Annotated in this window: 16 protein-coding genes and 1 tRNA gene; 12 read left to right on the forward strand and 5 right to left on the reverse strand. The window is 64.3% G+C overall.

All coding sequences use genetic code 11. From position 1 onward, the window contains the following. Positions 1 to 112: 112 nt before the first annotated feature. The 4 genes from dnaG to BW11_RS07250 all read left to right on the forward strand — a co-directional run bounded on the left by dnaG (position 113) and on the right by BW11_RS07250 (position 5716). Entirely contained in the window at positions 113 to 2218 is a 2106-nt protein-coding gene (gene dnaG, locus BW11_RS07235; protein WP_140445159.1) for a DNA primase, read from the forward strand. A gap of 160 nt (positions 2219 to 2378) precedes the next feature. After that, positions 2379 to 3254 (forward strand): pyridoxal 5'-phosphate synthase lyase subunit PdxS, encoded by an 876-nt coding sequence (gene pdxS / locus BW11_RS07240; RefSeq protein WP_140445158.1) that lies wholly within the window; start codon positions 2379 to 2381, stop codon positions 3252 to 3254. A gap of 19 nt (positions 3255 to 3273) precedes the next feature. Further along, the gene (pdxT, locus tag BW11_RS07245; RefSeq protein WP_140445157.1) at positions 3274 to 3912 is read left to right on the forward strand and encodes a pyridoxal 5'-phosphate synthase glutaminase subunit PdxT; all 639 of its coding nucleotides are present in this window, start codon (positions 3274 to 3276) and stop codon (positions 3910 to 3912) included. A gap of 187 nt (positions 3913 to 4099) precedes the next feature. Then, positions 4100 to 5716, forward strand: a complete 1617-nt coding sequence (locus tag BW11_RS07250; protein ID WP_140445156.1) for a PLP-dependent aminotransferase family protein — start codon at positions 4100 to 4102, stop codon at positions 5714 to 5716. Positions 5717 to 5778: 62 nt separating this feature from the next. On the opposite strand, the gene phnX is transcribed toward BW11_RS07250, so the two are convergent. The 4 genes from phnX to BW11_RS07270 form a co-directional block, all read right to left on the reverse strand. Continuing rightward, on the reverse strand, positions 5779 to 6561 hold the full coding sequence (gene phnX / locus BW11_RS07255; RefSeq protein WP_140445155.1) for a phosphonoacetaldehyde hydrolase: 783 nt from the start codon (positions 6559 to 6561) through the stop codon (positions 5779 to 5781). Between the two features lie 33 nt (positions 6562 to 6594). After that, positions 6595 to 7803 (reverse strand): 2-aminoethylphosphonate--pyruvate transaminase, encoded by a 1209-nt coding sequence (gene phnW, locus BW11_RS07260; protein ID WP_140445154.1) that lies wholly within the window; start codon positions 7801 to 7803, stop codon positions 6595 to 6597. Between the two features lie 265 nt (positions 7804 to 8068). Then, a complete protein-coding gene (locus BW11_RS07265) occupies positions 8069 to 10933 on the reverse strand; it encodes an extracellular solute-binding protein (protein ID WP_219846736.1) in 2865 nt (954 codons plus the stop codon). Positions 10934 to 10938: 5 nt separating this feature from the next. After that, positions 10939 to 11739, reverse strand: a complete 801-nt coding sequence (locus BW11_RS07270) for an ABC transporter ATP-binding protein (protein ID WP_107043869.1) — start codon at positions 11737 to 11739, stop codon at positions 10939 to 10941. Positions 11740 to 12321: 582 nt separating this feature from the next. Between BW11_RS07270 and BW11_RS07275 the strand changes: the two genes are divergently transcribed. The 8 genes from BW11_RS07275 to BW11_RS07310 all read left to right on the forward strand — a co-directional run bounded on the left by BW11_RS07275 (position 12322) and on the right by BW11_RS07310 (position 18252). Beyond that, positions 12322 to 12567: a type II toxin-antitoxin system RelB/DinJ family antitoxin gene (locus tag BW11_RS07275; RefSeq protein WP_107041492.1), complete on the forward strand. Its 246-nt coding sequence runs from the start codon at positions 12322 to 12324 to the stop codon at positions 12565 to 12567. Further along, positions 12554 to 12877 carry a type II toxin-antitoxin system PemK/MazF family toxin gene (locus tag BW11_RS07280; protein ID WP_140445153.1) on the forward strand — a complete coding sequence of 108 codons (324 nt, stop codon included), beginning with the start codon at positions 12554 to 12556 and terminating at the stop codon, positions 12875 to 12877. The genes BW11_RS07275 and BW11_RS07280 overlap by 14 nt, the downstream gene beginning before the upstream one ends. Positions 12878 to 12946: 69 nt before the next feature. Further along, positions 12947 to 13162, forward strand: a complete 216-nt coding sequence (locus tag BW11_RS07285; protein ID WP_140445152.1) for a hypothetical protein — start codon at positions 12947 to 12949, stop codon at positions 13160 to 13162. Positions 13163 to 13302: 140 nt separating this feature from the next. Next, positions 13303 to 14172 carry a MurR/RpiR family transcriptional regulator gene (locus BW11_RS07290; RefSeq protein WP_043166870.1) on the forward strand — a complete coding sequence of 290 codons (870 nt, stop codon included), beginning with the start codon at positions 13303 to 13305 and terminating at the stop codon, positions 14170 to 14172. 74 nt (positions 14173 to 14246) lie between these two features. Beyond that, positions 14247 to 14320 (forward strand) — tRNA-Arg (locus BW11_RS07295). A gap of 245 nt (positions 14321 to 14565) precedes the next feature. Then, positions 14566 to 15267, forward strand: coding sequence for an ABC transporter ATP-binding protein (locus BW11_RS07300; protein WP_258184588.1), 702 nt, complete (start codon positions 14566 to 14568; stop codon positions 15265 to 15267). Between the two features lie 154 nt (positions 15268 to 15421). Continuing rightward, on the forward strand, positions 15422 to 16708 hold the full coding sequence (locus BW11_RS07305) for a CARDB domain-containing protein (protein WP_258184592.1): 1287 nt from the start codon (positions 15422 to 15424) through the stop codon (positions 16706 to 16708). Further along, positions 16705 to 18252 carry an ABC transporter permease gene (locus BW11_RS07310; protein WP_140445151.1) on the forward strand — a complete coding sequence of 516 codons (1548 nt, stop codon included), beginning with the start codon at positions 16705 to 16707 and terminating at the stop codon, positions 18250 to 18252. Before BW11_RS07305 ends, BW11_RS07310 begins: the two co-directional genes overlap by 4 nt. On the opposite strand, the gene BW11_RS07315 is transcribed toward BW11_RS07310, so the two are convergent. Beyond that, positions 18236 to 20254, reverse strand: a complete 2019-nt coding sequence (locus BW11_RS07315; RefSeq protein ID WP_375137649.1) for a 1-deoxy-D-xylulose-5-phosphate synthase — start codon at positions 20252 to 20254, stop codon at positions 18236 to 18238. The two genes, BW11_RS07310 and BW11_RS07315, sit on opposite strands and share 17 nt — an antisense overlap. Between the last annotated feature and the right edge of the window lie 430 nt (positions 20255 to 20684).

The raw sequence follows: 20684 nt of genomic DNA on the forward strand, positions 1-20684 counted from the left end.
ATGCACGACTGTAAGCTTGGCCAAACGGCCTTGAGTGTGTCGTGTATCGCATATCCCACTCCCCCGCCGGCCGGCTGAAACCAAGCCTTACGGTGAGGTAAGGTAGGAAGCTATGGCCGGAATGATCAAGAAGGAAGACGTGGAGAAGGTGCGCGCAGCCGCGGACCTGTACGACATCGTATCGGCCAGCGTCTCGCTGAAGCCCTCGGGCACCGGCAACTACGTCGGCCTGTGTCCGTTCCACGACGAGAAGACCGGCAGCTTCAACGTGCGCCCGGCGCTCGGCGTATGGCACTGCTTCGGCTGCGGTCTCGGCGGCGACGTGTTCAAATTCGTCGAACAGCAGGAGAACATCGACTTCCGCGAGGCCGTGCAGCTGCTCGCGGACAAGTACCACATCGAACTGCACTACGAGAACTCCGGCGCCGGCAGGCCCGAGCATTCCGGTTCGAAGCGTGCCCGTCTCATCGAGGCGAACGAGGAGGCGCAGCGCTTCTTCGTCTCGCAGATCATGACCAAGGAGGCGCTCGCCGCGCGCAAGCTGCTCGGCGGCCGCACGTTCAGCCAGGCCGACTGCGAGCGTTTCGGCTGCGGGTACGCGCCGCAGGGCTGGGACAATCTCGTGCGCCATCTGGCATCGAAGGGATTCACGCAGCAGGAGATGCTCGACGCGGGGCTCGCCCGTCAGGGCCAGCGCGGCATCTACGACTACTTCCGCGGGCGCGTCACATGGCCGATCCGCGATTCGACCGGGCGCACGCTCGGTTTCGGCGCGCGCAAGCTGTATGAGGACGATCAGATCGCCGCGAAGTACATCAACACGCCGGATACGGCGCTCTACCGCAAGACGCAGGTGCTGTACGGCATCGATCTGGCGAAGAAGGCGATCGTCAAGAAGCGTCAGGTCGTCATCGTCGAGGGCTATACGGATGTGATGGCGATGCATCTGGCCGGGGTCGACACGGCGATCGCGACCTGCGGCACCGCGTTCGGCGCCGAACACGCGAAGATCGTGCGTCGTCTGATCGCCGACGATTCGCTCGGCGCGGTCCAGCTGGTCGGCCCGCTGAAGGTCGAGGGTCAGCCGTTGAGCTCGCGCATCGTGTTCACGTTCGACGGCGACGCGGCCGGGCAGAAGGCGGCGCTGCATGCGTTCGGCCTTGATTCGGCGTTCCTCACGCAGACGTTCGTCGCCGTCGCGGACGACAATCTCGACCCGTGCGATCTGCGCATCGAACGCGGAGACGAGGCGGTGCGCTCGCTGGTGGCGAATGCGAAGCCCCTGTATGATTTCGTCATCGACTCGGCGATCGGCCGGTTCGACACCACGTACACGACCGGTCAGATGGGCGCGGTCAAGGCGGTGGCTCCGCTGGTCGCGCAGATCCGGGACCGTTCGCTGCTCGACATGTACACGCGCAAGACCACGCGTCGCATCGGCGTGGATCTGGACGTGATGCGCCGCGAGGTGAACATGGCGCGCCGCCAGCTGCACGTGCGCGATGACGATGCGTACGCGCAGCGCCGCAGGTTCGGCGATCAACCCGGAACGTTCGGACGCGGGGAGTCGCGTCTCGAGCCGGGGGAGAACCCGTATGCCAATCCCGCCCGCCGGCGTGAGCTCGAGCATCGCGACGCGACCGAGCAGACGTATTTCCGTATCGACGATGCGGTGTTCATCGCCGAACAGCAGTTCATGGCGATGCTGATCCAGGTGCCGCGCGCCATCGACGCGAACTGGTTCGGCGCGCTGACGCTTGCGAACTTCATGACGCCGGTGTTCCGCACGTTGTATCAGGCGATCGCCGCGGCCGGGGGATTGCCGTCCAACGACACCCCGCAGGGCCTGTGGATGCACAATCTGACCAAGGCGGGCGGACCGATGCTCGAACCGGTCATCAACGAGCTGGCCGTGATGCCTCTTCCGCTGCCGCCCTCGGGACGCGCGGGCGCGGGGTCCGGTTCGGATGCGTCGGGTGACGTCGATTCCGCCGACGCCCAGTTGCGCCCGCCGACCAAGGCCGAGACGCAGTACGCCAACGAGCTGCTCGCCAAGTTGCTCGACATGGGCCTGATGCGCCGCATCGGCGCCGCCCGCCGGCGGATGGCGATGCTTCCGGACGGCGAGGAGAAGATCGCGCTGCTGGGTGAGATCACCAAGCTCGAAACCTCCCGTAAGGATCTCCAGGCCCAGGTCTACGGCAACACCGTCGACTGAAGCGCATGGCAGCATCGCGATTGGATGGGTGAGGAACTTGCCGATTGGCCCCATCCAAATTGGACTGGCTTGGATGGCCGCATGGTCCTGCGATCGATAATGAACGCGACGGAACGAACCAACGATCGTTCGCACATTATCACACACGAAGGGAACACTCATGACGCAGGATCGTGCGGAACTCAATCGTAATCTGGCCCAGATGCTCAAGGGCGGCGTGATCATGGACGTGACCACGCCCGAACAGGCGAGGATCGCCCAGGACGCCGGCGCATGCGCCGTCATGGCTTTGGAGCGCATCCCGGCCGACATCCGTGCCGCCGGCGGCGTGAGCCGCATGTCCGACCCGGCCATGATCAAGGGCATTCAGGAGGCCGTGTCCATCCCGGTCATGGCCAAGGTGCGCATCGGCCACATCGCCGAGGCCCGCATCCTGCAGGCCATCGACATCGACTACATCGACGAGTCCGAGGTGCTCTCCCCGGCCGACGACGTCTACCACATCGACAAGCGCCAGTTCGACGTGCCGTTCGTGTGCGGCGCGAAGAACCTCGGCGAGGCCCTGCGCCGCATCGCCGAAGGCGCCGCGATGATCCGTACCAAGGGCGAGCCCGGCACCGGCGACGTGATCCAGGCCGTGCGCCACATGCGCACGATGAACAAGCAGATCCACGAGCTCGTCTCCCTGCGCGACGACGAGGTGTATGAGGAGGCCAAGCAGCTCTCCGTGCCGTATGACCTCGCCAAGTACGTGCACGACAACGGCCGTCTGCCCGTCGTCAACTTCGCCGCCGGCGGCGTGGCCACCCCGGCCGACGCGGCCCTGATGATGGAGCTCGGCGCCGAGGGCGTGTTCGTCGGCTCCGGCATCTTCAAGTCCGGCGACCCGGCCAAGCGCGCCGCCGCCATCGTCAAGGCGACCGCCAACTGGCAGGACGCCGACCTGCTCGCCAAGCTCTCCGAGAACCTCGGCGAGGCCATGGTCGGCATCAACGAGGACGAGATCAAGACCATCATGGCCGCCCGAGGCGAGTGACGGGGGAGCGGAAGACAGCATGGTCGTAGCCGTTGAATACATCTCCAAGGAGGAGTCCGACGACGCCGAACACGCGAAGCATGGCGTGACCGGCATCCTCGCCGTGCAGGGCGCGTTCGCCGAACACGCCGCCGTGCTGGACAGGCTCGGCGCCCCGTGGAAGCTCCTGCGCGCCGCCGAGGACTTCGACGAGTCCATCGACCGGGTGATCCTGCCCGGCGGCGAATCCACCACGCAGGGCAAGCTGCTGCGTTCGACCGGCCTGTTCGAGCCGATCGCCGAGCACATCAAGGCCGGCAAGCCGGTGTTCGGCACCTGTGCTGGCATGATCCTGCTTGCGAAGAAGCTCGACAATGATCCGAACGTCTACTTCGGCGCGCTCGACGCCGTCGTGCGCCGCAACGCGTACGGCCGCCAGCTTGGCAGCTTCCAGACGACCGCCGACTTCGGCGCCCCGGACGACCCGCAGCGCATCGCCGACTTCCCGCTCGTGTTCATCCGAGGGCCCTTCGTCGTCTCGGTCGGCCCCGCGGCAGAAGTCGAGACGGAGGTCGACGGGCATCCGGTCGCGTTGCGGCAGGGCAACATCCTCGCCACCGCGTTCCACCCCGAGCTCACCGACGACACCCGCATCCACGAGCTGTTCCTCTCGCTCTAGCCCTGTTCCCCGTTCCTCATTTCGTCCGATCCTATAGAAACGGACGAAAAACGGGGATGAGGGGTCCTCGTTTCATCCGTTCCTATAGGATCGGACGTGATAGAGGCCCGAATGGGGTGGTATTTCGCCCGATCCTATAGGAACGGACGTTGGCGCGAAGACCGGATATCCAGAAAGGTGGGATGCGATGCGATTGACCGTTGACCGGCATTCGGGCATGCCGATGTACCGGCAGCTTGCGGCCCAGCTGCGCGAGTCGATCGTCTCCGGTGCGCTCGCCGAAGGCTACCGGCTCCCGCCCGAACGCGAGCTCGCAACACGCCTCGAGGTCAATCGCACCACCGTGCTGCAGGCGTACCAGCAGCTGAAGGACGAGGGGCTCATCGCCTCGAAGGTTGGCAAGGGCACCTTCGTGCTGCCGGCTGCGCCTGCTGCATCTGTGGCACCGGGCATGACGGCCGCATCCATTCCACCCGCATCCGTCGATGCCATCGGTACGACTGCGCTGCCCGCAAGTCCGGCGTCGACGCGGGGGACCGGTCCGGTCGCCGATGCCGGCAGTGCATCCGCCGAACCGTCGGCCATCCGACCGCCGTGGTCGATCCTGTTCTCCGACTACTCCAACCGGTTCACCTACCACGACATCGCCGAGGCGGATCGCGCCCAGCGGGGTGGCAGCGGCGGCAGAGGGGAAGGAACCGGACCGCATCCGATCGACTTCGCCACCGGCTCGCCGAATCCGGCCGACATCCCCGACGATCTGCTGCGGTCGGTGAGTCTCGAGGCGTTCTCCTCGCACGAGTTCGACGGCCAGCCCGAATCCCCGATCGAGGGGTTCGACGAGCTGCGCGACCTGCTTGCGAAACACATGCGCGATCGCGGCGTCGGCTGCGACGCGCGCAACGTCATGGTCCTGTCCGGCTCCGAACAGGGCATCGACCTGATCGTGCGCGCGTTCGTCAATCCCGGCGACTGCGTGCTCGTCGAACAATCCACGTTCTTCCCCGCGCTGCAGACCTTCCGCTCGGCGGACGCGCGCATCATCGGCGTACCCGTCGACGGGGACGGCATGCGCACCGACCTGTTGGAGGGCTACTGCGCCCGATTCCATCCGAAACTCATCTACACGATCCCCACGTTCCACAATCCCACCGGTACGACGATGCCGATCGAACGCCGACGCACGCTCGTCGACGTGGCCCGACGCTACCAGTGCCTCATCGTCGAGGATGACGCGTACGGCGATCTGTGGTACGGGCAGGGTCCCCGTCCCATCCCGCTCGCCGGCATGGAGAACACCGGCTATGTGATGTATCTGTCCACGTTCTCCAAGACCGTCACGTCGGGCCTGCGCACCGGATGGGTCGTGGCCGATCCGCACGTCATCGCGCGACTTGCGGCCCTGCGTCGCATGGTCGACCAGCATACGAGCACGTCCTCGCAGCGCATCTGCCTGGAGCTGCTCAAGGAGGGTCGCATCGCGGGGCATGTCGCGTCCCGCGCCTCCGCATACCGCACGCGACGGGATGTGATCCTCGATGCGCTGGAACGGTACATGCCCCACGGCATGCGATGGACGCGACCGCAGGGCGGATACTACATATGGGCAACCTTGCCAAGCGGCGTGCGGGCGCTTGACCTGCTTGCCCGATGCCGCGCGAAGGGCGTCACGTTCATGCCCGGTGGCGTCTTCGACGTCGACGAGAGCGACGACGCCCATATCCGACTCAACATGGTCCGCCCGGATGCGGCCGACCTCGAGACCGGCATTCGGGCGATCGGCGAATCGCTGAACGCAATGTAGCCCGGGGCTGCCGGATGAATGCTCCGGGAGCCCCGGGCTACATCGACATATGTCGGATATGTTCAGGCGATCTGCTTGAGCAGGGTCGGCAGCTCGGCCATCGAGTCGATGACCGCGTCGGCGCCGGCGGCGACGAACGCGTCACGCGCCGCCGCGCGCGCCTTGGCCTTGTCCTGATCGGACAGCGCCTCGAACTCGTCCTGGCTCAGCGCCATCTGCGAGCTGCCCTCGGTCACGCCCACCGTGAACACGCCGGCGTTCTTGCCCTCGCGAATGTCGGAGAGCGTGTCGCCGACCTTGACGGCGCGGCGCACGTCGCTCACGCCGAGCTTCTCGAGGTTCCTGAAGACCATGTACGGGTAGGGGCGGCCGAAGCCGTTCGTACCGTCCGGGCTGATCCAGAAGTCCGGAGCGTAGCCGTTCTCGGCGGCCTTCGGCACGACGATCTCCATCATCTTGTCGGTGTAACCGGTGGTCGAGCCGATCTTCAGCCCCTCGGCGCGCAGCTCGGCGACGGCCTCGATCACGCCCGGCTTCGGATCGGCGAAGCCATCGAGGATCGACAGCAGCTTCGGCTCGAAGTGCGCGTACACGGCGTCGGTGTCGGCGTCGGTCGGTGCGGCGCCGTGCTTGTCCTCCCATGCGCGGGCGATGCGGTCCATGTGCAGCATGGTGTTGATGTGGTCGTGCTTGAGCATGCCCATCGGCTTGCGGGTCTCGGCCATCGTCGGCTCGACGCCGAACTCCTTGAACGCCTCCTGGAACGCCTTGACGGGGGCGAAGCAGCCGTAGTCCACGGTCGTGCCGGCCCAATCGAAGATGACGGCCTCAAAACGGTTGGTCATAATGGAATCTCCTTGACTGCGAACTCGAAAGAATCAGGCGGTGAGCTTGACGTTTGCCGGGGCGGCGGCCTTGATCGGCTCGCCGGCGGCGTCCATCGCGGCGATGGCGGCCGGCACGGAATCGAGACCGGTCGCGGCGGCGAGCAGACCGCGCTCGCCCATGTACAGGGCCAGCAGCTCGGTGACCTTCTCGATGTCGTCGGTGTAGATCTCGCCGATGTTGCCGAGGCGGAAGGTCTCCTCGTCGGTCAGCTTGCCCGGGTAGATCGCGTAGCCGCGCTCCTTGATGAACTCGTACATGTCGTGGAAGTCGAACTGCGTGCCCTCCGGGTAGAGGAACGTGGTGATGATCGGGCCTTGGTGGTCCTTGAGGAACACACGGAAACCGAGCGCCTTCATACGGGCGATGAGCAGGTGGTTGTTCAGGGCGTAACGGGCGGAGCGGGCCGGGATACCGCCTTCGGCGAACATCTCGTCGAGGGCCTTGGAGAAGGCGAGCACCACGTGGGTGGGGGAGGTGTAGCGCCACTTGCCGTTGGCCTTCTCGAGGGTGTTCCACTGGTCCCACAGGTCGAGGGAGAGCGAGCGGGCCTTGCCCTTGGAAGCCTCGAGCTTGGCCTTGTCGCAGATGATGAAGCTGAAGCCGGGCACGCCCTGGATGCACTTGTTGGCGGAGGAGACGAGGAAGTCGATGCCCCAGTCGGCGACCGGGATGTCGACGCCGCCGAAGGAGCTCATCGCATCGACCATGAACGTGCAGCCGTGCGCCTTGGCGACGGCGGCCACGGCCTTGATGTCGTTGAGCAGGCCGGAGGTGGTCTCGGAGTGGATCATCGAGACGTGGGTGATGGACGGGTCGGCGTCCAGGTACTCGGCCACGCGCTCGGCGCTCGGGATGCGGTCGTACGGCTCGGCGTACTGCGTGTAGGCGATGCCGGCGTGCTCGCAGATCTTGACCTGACGGTCGCCGTACGCGCCGTTGGTGCACAGCAGGACCTTCTCGTCCTTGCCGATCACGGAGGTCAGCACGCTTTCGACGCCGAAGGTGCCGGAGCCCTGCATGAGCACGACGGTGTGGGCGCCGTCGTCGGCGTGGGCGAGCTCGAGCAGCTGGTGGCGGATCTTCTGGGTGATCTGCTGGTAGTCCTCGTCCCAGGTGCAGTGGTCGAAGAGCATCTCCTCCTTGACGGTGCGGGTGGTGGTCAGCGGGCCGGGGGTCAGCAGCTTGTATTCGTTCGCCATGATGGTGGTTTCCTTTCCTTGTCGATGTCCTTCGCTTCTCGTCGTGGAATCGGGGGAGCGGGGTGTTGTTTGTCGTGATCTTGGTTGTTGCGATATTCAGTTATGAAGCTTGGGTTTGTGAAGCGTTGAAGCGCTGAAAATGTGTCCGAATATGGCTTCCGCCCGCAGAGTGTAATCACGAAGAGAGTTTTTGAAAATTTCTACGTAGATTTCGCCCTGCGGGCGGAGTGTCGAATCTAGTTTGCTAGTTGCGTTTGCTTTGCGTTTACTCGCCCTGCGCGATCCGCTTGCATTCGGACGAGAAGTCCTGATGCTGCTGAAGCAGGTCGACGGTCAGCGGCTTGGGGAACGACTTGGAGCGCTTGGAGGCGTTCGCAGGAGCCTTCTCGCCCTCGTACAGCGGGGTCGGGTAGGTCTGGAGCAGCTCCTTGCGGCCCTTGTCGATGATGATTCCGGCCATCTTCTGCGCCTTCGGGTTGGTGGCGTTGCCCTTGTCGAGCACGGCCACCGACTCGGTGAGCGAGTAGTTGCCTTCGGTCGGGTCGACGTAGTCGATCGGCAGGCCCTTCTTCTTGTCCGCGACCGCCTGGTGGCGCAGGCCGAAGCCGATCGCCACCTCCTTGGCGCGCACGGCCTTGAGCGGGCCGGAGCCGGACTGTTCAAGGTGCGGACCGGCGTTGCGGTAGATGTCGGTGAGAATCTGCTTGCCCTTCTCGCCGGTGCCGTAGGCGTCGACGATGGCCTGAATCATCAGCCAGCCGGTGGAGGAGCCCTCCATGTCCGGCACGGAGATGAGTCCCTTGTATTCGGGCTTGGCGAGGTCCGCGTAGCTCTTCGGGGCCTCGACGCCGGCGGCCTTGAGGGCCTCGGTGTTGATGATGATGGCGCCCTCCTGCGCGGTGGTCGGGGAGCGGTAGGCCGGGGCCTTCGAGTTCTCCGTGTCGCCGAGCAGCTTGGTGTGCACGTCGGTCAGGTTCGCGAACATGTGGTTGCGCTCCTGTGCGGAGTCGACGTAGTAGGAGCTCATCGTCAGCATGTCGGCCTCGAGGGCCTTGCCTTCGGCCAGCATCTTGCCGCCGAGCTCGGAGGTGCCGAACTCCTGGATGATGTACTGGTCCTTGTAGCCGTTGTCGTCGAGCGCGTGCTCGAAGGCGGTGACGGCCTCCTCGTCGGCGTTCGTGTAGATGACGACCTTGCCGCCGGCTGCGGCCGCGGAGGTCGAGACCGCGCCGAAGGTGACGAGCAGCGCCACGCACACCGCCGAGGCGATGCCGGTGAGCAGGCCCTTGGCCTTGCGGTTGCCGTCGTTCGGCAGCTGGAAGGTGGCCGCTGCGGTCGTCAGCTGGCTGCTGGGCCTGACGGTGCTGAACGAGGCTGCGACCTGCGGGGTCTTCACGGCGGCGCGCTCCTTGGCCTTCGCCTTCGCGCGCTCCTTGGAGCGGTCGCGGGTGAACAGGGCGATCAGGCCCTTGACCACGAGGTTGACGACGAGGATGAGCAGCGAGAGCACGAACACGTCGTCGAACTTGGCGATGTGCTGCAGGGCGGAGATCTTCGTGGTGATGACCTGCGTGCGGGCGCCGGTGAGGAACACGACCGCGGAGATCGTGACCATCGCGTTGACGAAGTAGTAGCCGAAGATCTGCAGCAGCGTCGGCCACGCGTTCGGGGTGACCACGCGGATCAGCGTCTTGATCCAGTTGTCGCCCATGAGCTTGGCGGTGGTCTCCCATCCCGCGTTCATCTTGGTCAGGGAGTCCTTGATCATCTGGTACGGGGTGGCGAAGTAGTGCACGATGTTCGCGATGATCAGGATCCAGAACGTGTTCTGCAGCGGGGAGCCGGAGAAGGCGAACAGGAAGGCGATGCCGAGCACCATGCCCGGGACCGTGTTGATGATCGCGGAGATCGCGTCGACCGAGCGGCGGGCCCAGCCGGGCAGCTTCGAGCGGGAGGTCACGAGGCCGGCGGCGTAGACGAACACGCATCCGAAGATGGCGGTCATCGCGGCCACGTACAGCGAGTTGACGAACACCTGCGTCAGCTGGGAGTCGACGAACAGGTTCGCGATGTGCGAGAAGGTGAAGCCGAGGTGGTCAGGCCATTCCTGAACGAACGGGATGAGCAGGATCACGAGGAACACGGAGAGCACGCACACGAGGGTCACCACGGACAGGATGCCGCAGATCCAGTCGCGCTTCTTGCCCTTGGGCAGGTCGACCTGACTGATCTGCTTGTAGCGGATCGCGAAGCGCTCGAGCACGGTCATCAGGATGATCGAGATGATCGAGGGGATGAGCATGAACACTGCGATCACGGCGCCGCGGTTGAAGTTCGGGATCGAGCCGAGCATCTGGTTGAACAGCGTCATGGCCAGCACGTCGTACTCGCCGCCGACGGAGGTCGGGATGCCGTAGTCGGTGAACGCGAGGAAGAACGACTGGATGAATGCGACGGCCATCGTGCCGACCAGCGGGCGCAGCACGGTGTTGAGGAACGTGGTGATCGGCTTGTCGCCCATGATGTGGGAGACGATGATGAACTTCTTGTCGACGAACTGGAAGCTGTTGTTGATCAGCAGGAAGCAGGTCGGCAGCGTGTAGATCACGTAGCCGATCAGCAGGCCGTTGAAGCCGTAGATGTCGAACAGCGGGTGGCCGATGAGCTGCGTGATCAGGCCGTTCTTGCCGAACGAGTAGATGATCGCGAAGCCGTAGGTGATGGTCGGCAGGAGCATCGGCAGCTGCGCGAGCAGGGCGATGGCCTTCTTGAGGCCGCGCGGCACGTTCGTGCAGTTGATGGTGTAGGACAGCAGGAACGCGAGGACCACGGCGACGAGCGCGGAGACCGCGGCCACGGTCAGCGAGTTGGTGATCGACCGCCCGAATTCGGGCCTGGAGAGGATCGTTGTGTAGTTCTCGAGGGTGGCGGCCCCGCCGGCGGTGGTGAACGAGCGGATGATCACGAGGATCATCGGCACGACGAGGAAGCCGAGGAAGCACACCGCCACGATCACGAGGAGGGTCCACAGCTCGGTCTGCTTCGGCTTGGACGGCCGGGATTCGTAGTTGTGGATCTCGGGGCGGATGTTGGGCAGCTGCTTGCCCGCCTGGATGGATTCAGCCGACATGGATCTCAGGCCTCCTGACCTGCGGCGGCGAGCTGGGCGTTGGCCTTGGCCGCGTCCTGATCGCCCTCGTTGAACAGGGTGTAGATGTTGTTGCGCTTGACTTCGAGCTGGTGGAGGATGAACTTCCTGACGAAGTCGGACGCCGGGTGCTCGATGATGTTCTCCGGGCTGTCGTACTGCGCGACCTTGCCCTGGTTGATGATGAGGACCTTGTCGCTCATCGTGCAGGCCTCCTCCGGATCGTGGGTGACCATGATCGTGGTGAGGTTGTACTGTTCGACGATCTGCTTGATCTTGGCCTTGATGGACTCCTTGATCACGCCGTCCAGGGCGGACAGCGGCTCGTCGAGGAGCAGCAGCTTCGGCTTCATCACCAGCGTGCGGGCGAGCGCCACGCGCTGCTTCTGACCGCCGGAGAGCTCGTCGATGTGCTTGTTCAGGTGCTCCTCGAGGCCGAGCAGGGAGATCATCTCCTTGATCTCCTTCTCGGAGGAGATGCCAGGGTTGTTGCGCAGACCGTAGGTGATGTTCTCGTAGGCGGTGAGGTTCGGGAAGAGGGCGTAGTCCTGGAACACGATGTTGAAGCCGCGCTTCTCCATCGGCACGTGGGTCAGGTCCTCGCCGTTGTAGATCAGCTTGCCGCTCGTCGGCTCGGTGATGCCGAGGATGATGTTGAGCAGCGTGGTCTTGCCGCCGCCGGAGGGTCCGAGGATGGACATGATCTTGCCGTTGTCGAGTTCCAGGCTGATGCCGTTCAGGACGTGGGTGTCGCCGAACGACTTGGTGATGTTCTTGAGTTCGAGCATATTCTTCGACTGCCTCTCATCATGCGGCCCGTTGTTCGGGCCCGCTCTATGGTGTGGCTCCGTTCCCGCGTGGCCGGATCGGATTGATCGGTCCCACGGGTTCATCGCCGTGATCGATGTTCAGTTGTTGTTCAGTTATGCAGGTATGCACTGTGTGTCAGCACTGTGTTGTCACGGCTAGAGACTGCTCGCCGTCGCGCCCCGCGTTCGGTCGTGTCCGTTCGGTCGTGTCCGTTCGGTCGTTGCCGTCCGCCGTGCGCAATTTCCATGATGGTTCCGTTTCGGCGCCGCTCTGCCGCATACCGGGGAAACCTGACTGAAAGTACGGTGAACAGCGAGTGAAACTACCTTTGGCGGATGTAGTCCACGTAGTTTTGGGACGATGCGATGTGCGTATTGTGCATGTGAGCGCGGTCACATAGCGGTTTGCGGTGTCCTCTTTGACTTGCTGCGACTGTGTGCTACGTAGTTTACGGTTTCCTGATGTCGGTGATGGACTGCGTCGCATGACTGGTTGTTAAGCTCAATTGCATTGAATGCAATTTGGTATAAAATGATACTAAATAAAAATAAGGAGTTAGCATGAGCATGCAGATTGCCACTCGCGTTGACGATGATCAGGCGGCGCTTTTCAGGGAGACCACCAAGCGGCTCGGCATTACCCCGGCCGATGCGCTGCGCATGTTCATCAGCGCGTTCAATGATTACCGCGGTTTCCCTTATGCGGTGCGTGTGCCCCGTGAGGAGGCCGAGCCGTTCGCCTCCGAGCGGGAGGCCACTGACTATGCCAGCGAACTCGCGTTGAGGATGTCCGATGAGGCGCGGTGAGATCTGGACTCTTCATGCGGACGGATATGCGAGCAAACTCAGACCGGTCGTCATCGTGCAGAGTGACGCGGTCGACAGGTTCGATTCCGTGGTCACCTGCCTGCTGACGTCGTATGACTCGTCTGAGATCGGCACGAGAGTGCGTCTGGAGCCCACGGCCGAGAACGGTCTCAACAAGACCAGCTACGTGATGACGGACAAGATCGTCACGGTGAACCGCAAGCTGCTCGGCTATCGCTTCGGCGTCGTGGGCGACGTTGCCATGCGCGAAGTCGATCGGCAGTTGGCGGTGGTGCTTGGCTTGGGATAACGGTGTGGGGCGTCCGTTCCCGATCCGGCTCTTACGTGTGGTGTAACGTTTACGGGCTACTCGTCCTGGGTGGTCGACGCCGTCACCCGATACGCGGTGACGTACTGGCGTCTGACCGACCTGCCGGTCGGTGGCACCACCGTCGACATCTACTACTACTACGATTTATTGGGTGACCGATACGGACACGGTTCCGGACTCACCGTTCTCATCGATGGTCGTACACTCCACGATGACTCCGACCATCCCTCGATCACCGTCTCACTGCCTGCCTACGTGCAGTGATGCGGAACGTAGTCGACCCACGGAAAAGTTAACGGACGGTTCACTTGGAAGTCGGCTGATATCACCCGTCGACACACCCATTCCGGTTAGGCTACGACAGTGTAGAGCATCATAGGCGTGACGTTGTAGGAGATGGGACCGTGCAGTCTTCGGTGGGAATCCGCGAGCGTATCGATCACGTATACCCTTCGCTTCGCCCGGCCGAACGGGCCGTCGCGCGTTACATCCGCGATCATATCGAGGAGGCGGCGGGATTGACCGTCGGCCAGCTCGCGGAGGCGACGCACGTAAGCCAGCCCACGGTCATCCGCTTCTCGCGCAAACTCGGTTTCGGCGGCTATCGCGAACTGCGATACGTGCTGCGCCATCCCGAGGCGGAACATCAGGTGACGTTCGATCCGCTCGAAGGATTCGACCTCAACCCGTGGGACAGCCCCGAGGATGTGCCGGCCAAGGCCGCCGCTGGGGCCGCCTCGCTCATCGAGGAACTTCGCCGTTGCCTCGATGTCAAGGCGTTCCGCAAGGCGACGGCGCTGCTGGCCGACGCGCATGCCATTGATATCTATGGTGTCGAGAACTCGCTGGTCCCGGCTACCGATCTGTTCACCAAGCTGATGTATCTGGGGCTCGATTGTCGCCTCAACACGGACGCCTACCTGCAGCAGATCGGAGCGGGGCACCTGCGTGATCAGGATGTGGCCATTGCGTTCTCGCATTCCGGCTCATCCGCGGACACCGTCAAAGCGTTGCGTCTGGCCAAATCCGCCGGCGCCCGTACCATCGCCGTGACCAACCATATCGGCTCGCCCCTTGCCGGGTCCGCCGACGTCACGCTGATCACCGGTTCGAGTACGCAGACCATCTACGGCAATGCGATCTTCTCGCGCGTGGCCCACATCGCGCTCGTCGACATGCTGTACATGGGCGTGATCCTTTCCGATTACGGTCGATTCTCCACGGCGCTCGACCAGTCCGGTCGCATGATCGCCGACCGTGAATACCGCAGCTGACCTGTAATCTGTAGGTGATCTGTAGGTCGCCGATTCGTGTCGTTCCACCCCGGCTATTACAATGTCACGAGTTTGGCCCCGTAGCTCAGCTGGATAGAGCAACTGACTTCTAATCTGTAGGTCGCCGGTTCGAGCCCGGCCGGGGTCACCGGCAAAGCCCTTGGAATCACTGTGTTCCAAGGGCTTTTTTCATTCTTTTAATCGGATTGCTTCGATTACTTCGGGATTGCTTCGGGACAACATCGGACAACATCGGCAACTGTTTTTTCCGGAAACACCCCTAAGGGTGTAAGGGGTGCAAGAGCATCCTTCACGCTATAGACTGACCGTAAGTGTGCGCGACGAGAGATGCGCCGATGTCCGCCAATGGCGACGAATGCAAGGAGAAGGGTCATGCCACCATCACATCCGATGATCGAGGTGCGGCATCTGCGCAAGGAATATCCCACCGCGGATGAGACCGTAGTCGCGCTTGAGGATGTCAACCTCGCCATTCCCCGCGGCCAGATCTGCTGCATCTACGGCGAATCCGGCTCCGGCAAATCCACGCTGCTCAACCAGCTCGCAGGCATGGAGAAGCCCACGCGCGGAGGCGTGCGCATCGGGGGAGTGGTCGTCTCCGCACTAGATGAGAACGAACTCGCCGCCTTCCGTCAGCGTCATCTGGGATTCGTGTTCCAGTCGTACAACCTGCTGCCGAACCTCAACGCCGTCGAGAACGTCGCGATGCCGCTCATGTTCCGAGGCGTGCCGAAGGAACGGCGTGAGGCGGCCGCGCGCGGCATCCTCAAGCGCGTCGGCCTCGGCAAACGACTCACGCACTATCCGACGCAGATGTCCGGCGGCCAGCAGCAGCGCGTCGGCATCGCCCGCGCGTTCGTCGCCAGACCCGAGGTGGTGTTCGCCGACGAACCGACCGGCAACCTCGACTCGAAGACCAAGGTCGACGTGATGGAGATGATCTGCTCGTTTGCACGCGACCTCAACCAGACCATCGTGCTGGTCACGCACGACGACAACATGGCGCAGTACGCCGACCGCATCGTCACCCTGCTTGATGGACGGGTCGTCGATGATCGACTCACCGGAAACTGACCGAATACGGAAACACAGGCACACGAAGCCAAGGAAGCAACCAAGGAAGCAACCAAGGAAGAAGGAGAGACACACCATGACCACACGAGGAACGAAGGGCCCGGACTCCGGAGCCGCAGTGCCGATGGCGTCGGCATCACGTTCGGGCGCACGCATGCCGCGCACGCTGATCGCCCTGCTCATGACGCTCGCCATGGCGCTCATGCTCGCCGCCTCCCCGCTGGCGCCCGCGGTGCGCATCGCCCATGCGGAAGGCACGAACGTCGCCGCCGGACAGACGGCGTCCGGCAGCTCTGGTGCCGCCTCGGGAACCTCCGGAGCCTCGGGCGGTGAATCCACCACGCCGATCGCCGGGCCGGTGCCCAACGTCATCATCACCAACTTCACATACGGCGAGGGATCGGTCGCGGTCGGCAGCGACTTCACGCTTTCGTTCACGTTCCAGAACAAGGGCAAGGTGGCGGTGAGCAACATGGTCGTCACCGTGGACGGTGGTGAGAACTTCGCCATCGCCGGCGGCACGAACACGTTCTACTTCGACGCGCTCTACGCCGGCCGTTCGGCCACGCAGAGCGTGCCGATGCAGGCACTGCCGGCCGCGAAGAGCGGCGCGCAGGGCGTGACCGTGAGCTTCCGCTACGAGTACGTGGACTCCGGCTCGCGCTCCTCCAGCTCCTCCGACATCAGGATCTCCGTACCGGTCTCCCAGCCCGACCGGTTCCAGCTCGACGCCCCCGTGCCGCCCGAGGACGCGACCGTCGGCAACGAGACCACCATCACGATGAACTACGTGAACAAGGGCAAGGGCGACATCGCCAACGTCGAGGCGTCGATCGAGGGCGACGGATTCGACACCACGGCCAAGACCCAGTACATCGGCAACGTCGCCTCCGGCGCGAACGGTTCGATCGGCTTCGCGTTCACACCCACGCAGTCCGGCGAGCTCCAGGCCAAACTGCACATCGCCTATGAGGACTCCGACGGCAAGGCACAGTCCAAGGACTTCCCGGTGACCGTGAACGTCGCCGACGCCGCCCCCATGCCCGACGACACGGCGATGGCCGTTGACGAACAGTCGCAGCAGGGCATGCCCGCATGGGCGTGGGCGGCCATCGCCGTGGCCGTGATCGTCGTGGTCGTCCTCATCGTCGTGCTCGTGCGCCGCCGTCGCAAGAAGAAGGCGAAGAAGAACGAGATCGACGAGGAGTGGGATGAGTGGAACAAGCCCGACGGCGACGGCACGACGGGCCCGTCCGACCACGCCGACGGCGTTCCCGGCTCGTCTGCGACAACGGCGCCGACCGTCCCCGTTCCGGCACCGTCCGCCGCCGACCCCGAGGCGACCAGGCTGATCGCCACGCCGCAGACCCCGACGTCCGCCGCAGAGGGACAGTCTGCCGATCAGGCTCAGGCGCGCCGCGCTCGCAGGGGTCGCGCATGAGTTTCGCCGACATCCTCAGACTGTGCGTGCAGAACCTGTTCCGCCGCAAGTCGCGTACGATCCTCACCGTCCTCGGCGTGATCGTCGGATGCTGCTCGATCGTGCTCATGGTCTCGTTCGGCCAGGGCATCACCGAGCAGAACGAGCGAAGCCTCAAGGCGATGGGTGATCTGTCGGTCGTCACCGTGTACACGTCCGGTGGCGGCGGTGGCATGGGCATGATGGGCGGCATGGGCGGCGCCTCGTCGTCCTTCGCCGGGTCCGGCTCGGTCAAGCTCGACGACAAGGCGGTCGAATCCTTCCGGAGCCTCTACGGCGTCGAAGGGGTCACCCCGGTCAGGAACCTGCAGTACAACGCCACCGCCAAGGCCGGTGCCGGCGGACGCTACATCTACGACAGCATCCAGATCATGGGCATCGATATGAGCCAGCTCGACACGATGGGTTACACCCTCGAAGGGGGCGAGAAGCCCGTCGGCGACGATCAGATCCTCGCCGGCGAGAACGTGGCCTATGGCTTCATGGACTCGCTGCACAACGGTTCGCAGCGAACCCGTTACGACGACGGCTCCTGCGTCTTCAACGAGTCCACCGGACAGTGCGAGACGCCCGAAGGCGAGCAGCCGTTCTTCAACCCGCTCACCACGCCGCTCACGCTCGTCACCGGAGCCGACTATCAGGGCGATCCGTACGTGCAGCGATTGTACGGCGGCGGTTCGGGCGCGTCCGGCGCGTCCGGCGCGTCCGGCGCGGCGTCCCAGTCGCAGAACGTCACCGTCGATCTCAAGGTCACCGGCGTGCTGAAGGGCGACTACAACAAGGGCTACGCCACCAGCGACGGACTGGTCATGGACCTGAAGACCATGCAGGACCTCATCAAGAAGATCGACCCGTCCGCCGCCTCCAAGTCCGTCACCTACGATCAGGTGCTCGTCAAGGCCGCAGACCTGTCCCAGGTGCCTGAAGTCGAATCGCAGCTCAAGTCGATGGGCTACGAGACGTCGTCGTACGAGGACCTGCGCAAGTCGATGGAGGAGGGCACGCGTGTCATCCAGCTGATTCTCGGTGGCATCGGCGCGGTGTCGCTGCTCGTCGCCGCCATCGGCATCGCCAACACGATGGTCATGTCGGTGTCCGAGCGCACGCGCGAGATCGGCATCATGAAGGCGCTCGGCTGCTACGTGCGCGACATCCGCGTCATGTTCCTGACCGAGGCCGGTGCGATCGGCTTCTTCGGAGGAGTGATCGGCGCCGCGCTGAGCGCGTTCGTCTCGCTGGGCATCAACGTGGGCGGCATGTGGCTGTCCAGCATGTCGTCCTCCTCGTCCGACGGCTCAGGGTCAGGCGGCGGCGCGTCGTTCGGCACGATGGTCTGGCAGGCGATCGTCGGAGGCGAGGACGTGACCCGCTACTCGGTCATTCCGTGGTGGCTGTACCTGTTCGCGATCCTCTTCGCGACCTGCGTTGGCCTGCTGTTCGGATTCGGACCGGCCAACAAGGCCGTGAAGATCCCCGCGCTGGACGCCATCAAGAACGACCAGTAGACGCCAGCGCCTCGCGGATGCGCGCGGTGATGTTCCCGACGGTCAGGCCGTAGCGTTCGTTCAGTTCGGCGAGCGGGATTCGGTCGGTGAACTCCTTGTCCGCGCCGAAGTTGAGGACGCGCGGGGAGTGCGGATCCCGGGCGGGATCGGATTGCGGCGCGCGGTGATTCGCGTAGTACGCGGTCACCTTCTCGCCCCAGCCGCCCTCGAGCTGCCCGTCCTCCAACGTGACGACGAGCCGGTGATCCGCACGCAGCGATTCCAGCGTCACCGTGTCGAGTGAAGTGCACTGGCGTGGGTCGATGAGCGTCGCGTCGATGAGCGTGTCCGCGTGGGCCAGCGCGTCGACCGCCGCTTCGGCCAGCGGATGAGTGTTGCCAAGCGCGATGATCGCCACGTCGGCTCCCTGATGGTCGATACGGTATCGCAGCATCTGCGCGGCATCGCCCGCCTCCGCAGTCGCGGATTCGCCGCGCAGCACCTCCTCGGGCGTCATCTCACGCCCCATCGCCCGCTCGCGCTCGAGGATCGCCTGACCGGGCACACGGATCACCACAGGGCCTTCCGGCGCCCCTTCCGCTCCCGTCGCGCCACCCGGCGTGGTCGCCCATGCGAGATCGGCCAGATAGTCGCGCGTCGAGGTCGGCACGAGCATCGTCACGCCGGGGATGTTCGCGAACATCGTCACGTCGTACGCGCCCGAATGCGTGTTGTCCGAACCGGACAGGCCGCCGAGGAAGTCGAGGACCGTCATGCGTGAGCGGTTGAGGCTCATCTCCTGGAAGAACTGGTCGTACGCGCGCTGGAAGAACGACGCGGTCGTCGCCACCACCGGCGTGCCGCCCGCCTTGGCGATGCCCGCGGCGAACGTCACCGCATGCGCCTCGGTGATGCCGGTATCCACGTAATGCGCGCCGGCGCGCTCGCGGAACTCGTGCGTGATGCCGTTCGAGCCCGGCGTCGCGGGGGAGATGACCACCAGCCCCGGCTCGGCGGGGAAACGGCGCTCCAGTGCGGCCATCGCGAGCTTGCCGTAATGCTTGCGCGGATCGTCCGGACGCCCGATCGCCTTGTCCGGCGTCTGCCAATGCGACGCCTCGCACTGTCCCTCGTGCGGCTCGTGGTCGGACAGGTTGCAGTGGTCCGAATGCCACGGCTCGACGTGCGCGAGGTTGAAGGTCTCATTGACGCCGGTATCGGTCGCATGCGCGACCTCGCGGCTGCCGTCGTCGCCGGATTCGAGCCCCGCGCCCTTGAGCGTGTGGATGTGCACGACCACCGGGTGATCGATGTCCCTGACCTCCCCGAACGCGGCGACCAGCGCGTCCACGTCGTTGCCGTCCGCCACATAGCGGTAGTCCAGCCCGAACGTGTTGAAGATGTTCGGCTGCGCGGTGCCGTTCGATTCGCGCAGCCGCGCCAGCGGTCCGTACATGCCGCCGAAATCGCCCGCGATCGACATTTCGTTGTCGTTGAACACGATGATGAGGTTGCCGCCCTGCTCGGCCGCGTTGTTGAGCCCCTCGAACGCGATGCCGGAGCTGAGCGACCCGTCGCCGATCACCGCGATCACGTTGCCGATGCCGGCGTCGTCGTGGTTCGCCGCGGCCCGCATGTCGCGCGTCTTCGCCAATCCGCACGCCAGCGAGATCGACGTGCCGGTGTGACCGAGCACGAACTGGTCATGGACACTCTCGTCCGGGTTCGTGAATCCCGTCACTTCGTCGAAGTGCGACGGGTCGAGATACGCCTGCGCGCGTCCGGTGAGCATCTTGTGCACATAGCTCTGGTGCGAGACGTCGAAGACGATACGGTCATACGGCGAATCGAAGACGCGATGCAGCGCGACCGTCGCCTCCACCATGCCGAGATTCGATCCGATGTGGCCGCCGTGCGCATGCCCGTACGCGATCAGCGTGGAACGGATCTCGCCGCACAGCTCATGCAGCTCGCTATGGGACAGCGCCTTGACGTCGTCGGGGCCGATGATGCGGGACAGCACGTCGCAGCGCCCGGCGACCGCCGCATCGGGCCCTCCGCCAAGTCCGCCGTTGGCATCATCCACCGTACCGGTCATATCCATCCCCATACCTACCGTGCGCCCTTCCTCTCGAATGTCTTCCGAGGGCAACAGCCTAGACGATTCCCTCCGGCATTACACGGACGCATCGCAATGCGCCCAACATCTTCGTATATACATACACCCGCCGCATGTCTGGGCTGTCTGAATCGTTTGGACCGTCTGGACCCGTACATGGATCGAAACGGATCCTTACACGGCATCGCGATCGGACGTGAGACAATGAAACGGCAGGGTGCGGCACCGAAGTCGCGCCGCACGCCGGAGTCATGCCCCCCATGCGTCCCGTGTGCGGACATGCCGATCCGCCGCGCGATCGAAGGGCAAAGCCGAACGCACTCGAACGAAAGGA

The organism is Bifidobacterium sp. UTCIF-38 (assembly GCF_006454495.1).
In the GTDB taxonomy this organism is placed as follows: Bacteria; Actinomycetota; Actinomycetes; order Actinomycetales; family Bifidobacteriaceae; genus Bifidobacterium; species Bifidobacterium callitrichos.

What these genes read in the sequence shown, in the direction of transcription:
- dnaG (WP_140445159.1), top strand. Translation starts at nt 113, where the DNA reads ATGGCCGGAATGATCAAGAAGGAAGACGTGGAGAAGGTGCGCGCAGCC.
- pdxS (WP_140445158.1), top strand. Translation starts at nt 2,379, where the DNA reads ATGACGCAGGATCGTGCGGAACTCAATCGTAATCTGGCCCAGATGCTC.
- pdxT (WP_140445157.1), top strand. Translation starts at nt 3,274, where the DNA reads ATGGTCGTAGCCGTTGAATACATCTCCAAGGAGGAGTCCGACGACGCC.
- BW11_RS07250 (WP_140445156.1), top strand. Translation starts at nt 4,100, where the DNA reads ATGCGATTGACCGTTGACCGGCATTCGGGCATGCCGATGTACCGGCAG.
- phnX (WP_140445155.1), bottom strand. Translation starts at nt 6,561, where the DNA reads ATGACCAACCGTTTTGAGGCCGTCATCTTCGATTGGGCCGGCACGACC.
- phnW (WP_140445154.1), bottom strand. Translation starts at nt 7,803, where the DNA reads ATGGCGAACGAATACAAGCTGCTGACCCCCGGCCCGCTGACCACCACC.
- BW11_RS07265 (WP_219846736.1), bottom strand. Translation starts at nt 10,933, where the DNA reads ATGTCGGCTGAATCCATCCAGGCGGGCAAGCAGCTGCCCAACATCCGC.
- BW11_RS07270 (WP_107043869.1), bottom strand. Translation starts at nt 11,739, where the DNA reads ATGCTCGAACTCAAGAACATCACCAAGTCGTTCGGCGACACCCACGTC.
- BW11_RS07275 (WP_107041492.1), top strand. Translation starts at nt 12,322, where the DNA reads ATGAGCATGCAGATTGCCACTCGCGTTGACGATGATCAGGCGGCGCTT.
- BW11_RS07280 (WP_140445153.1), top strand. Translation starts at nt 12,554, where the DNA reads ATGAGGCGCGGTGAGATCTGGACTCTTCATGCGGACGGATATGCGAGC.
- BW11_RS07300 (WP_258184588.1), top strand. Translation starts at nt 14,566, where the DNA reads ATGCCACCATCACATCCGATGATCGAGGTGCGGCATCTGCGCAAGGAA.
- BW11_RS07305 (WP_258184592.1), top strand. Translation starts at nt 15,422, where the DNA reads ATGCCGCGCACGCTGATCGCCCTGCTCATGACGCTCGCCATGGCGCTC.
- BW11_RS07310 (WP_140445151.1), top strand. Translation starts at nt 16,705, where the DNA reads ATGAGTTTCGCCGACATCCTCAGACTGTGCGTGCAGAACCTGTTCCGC.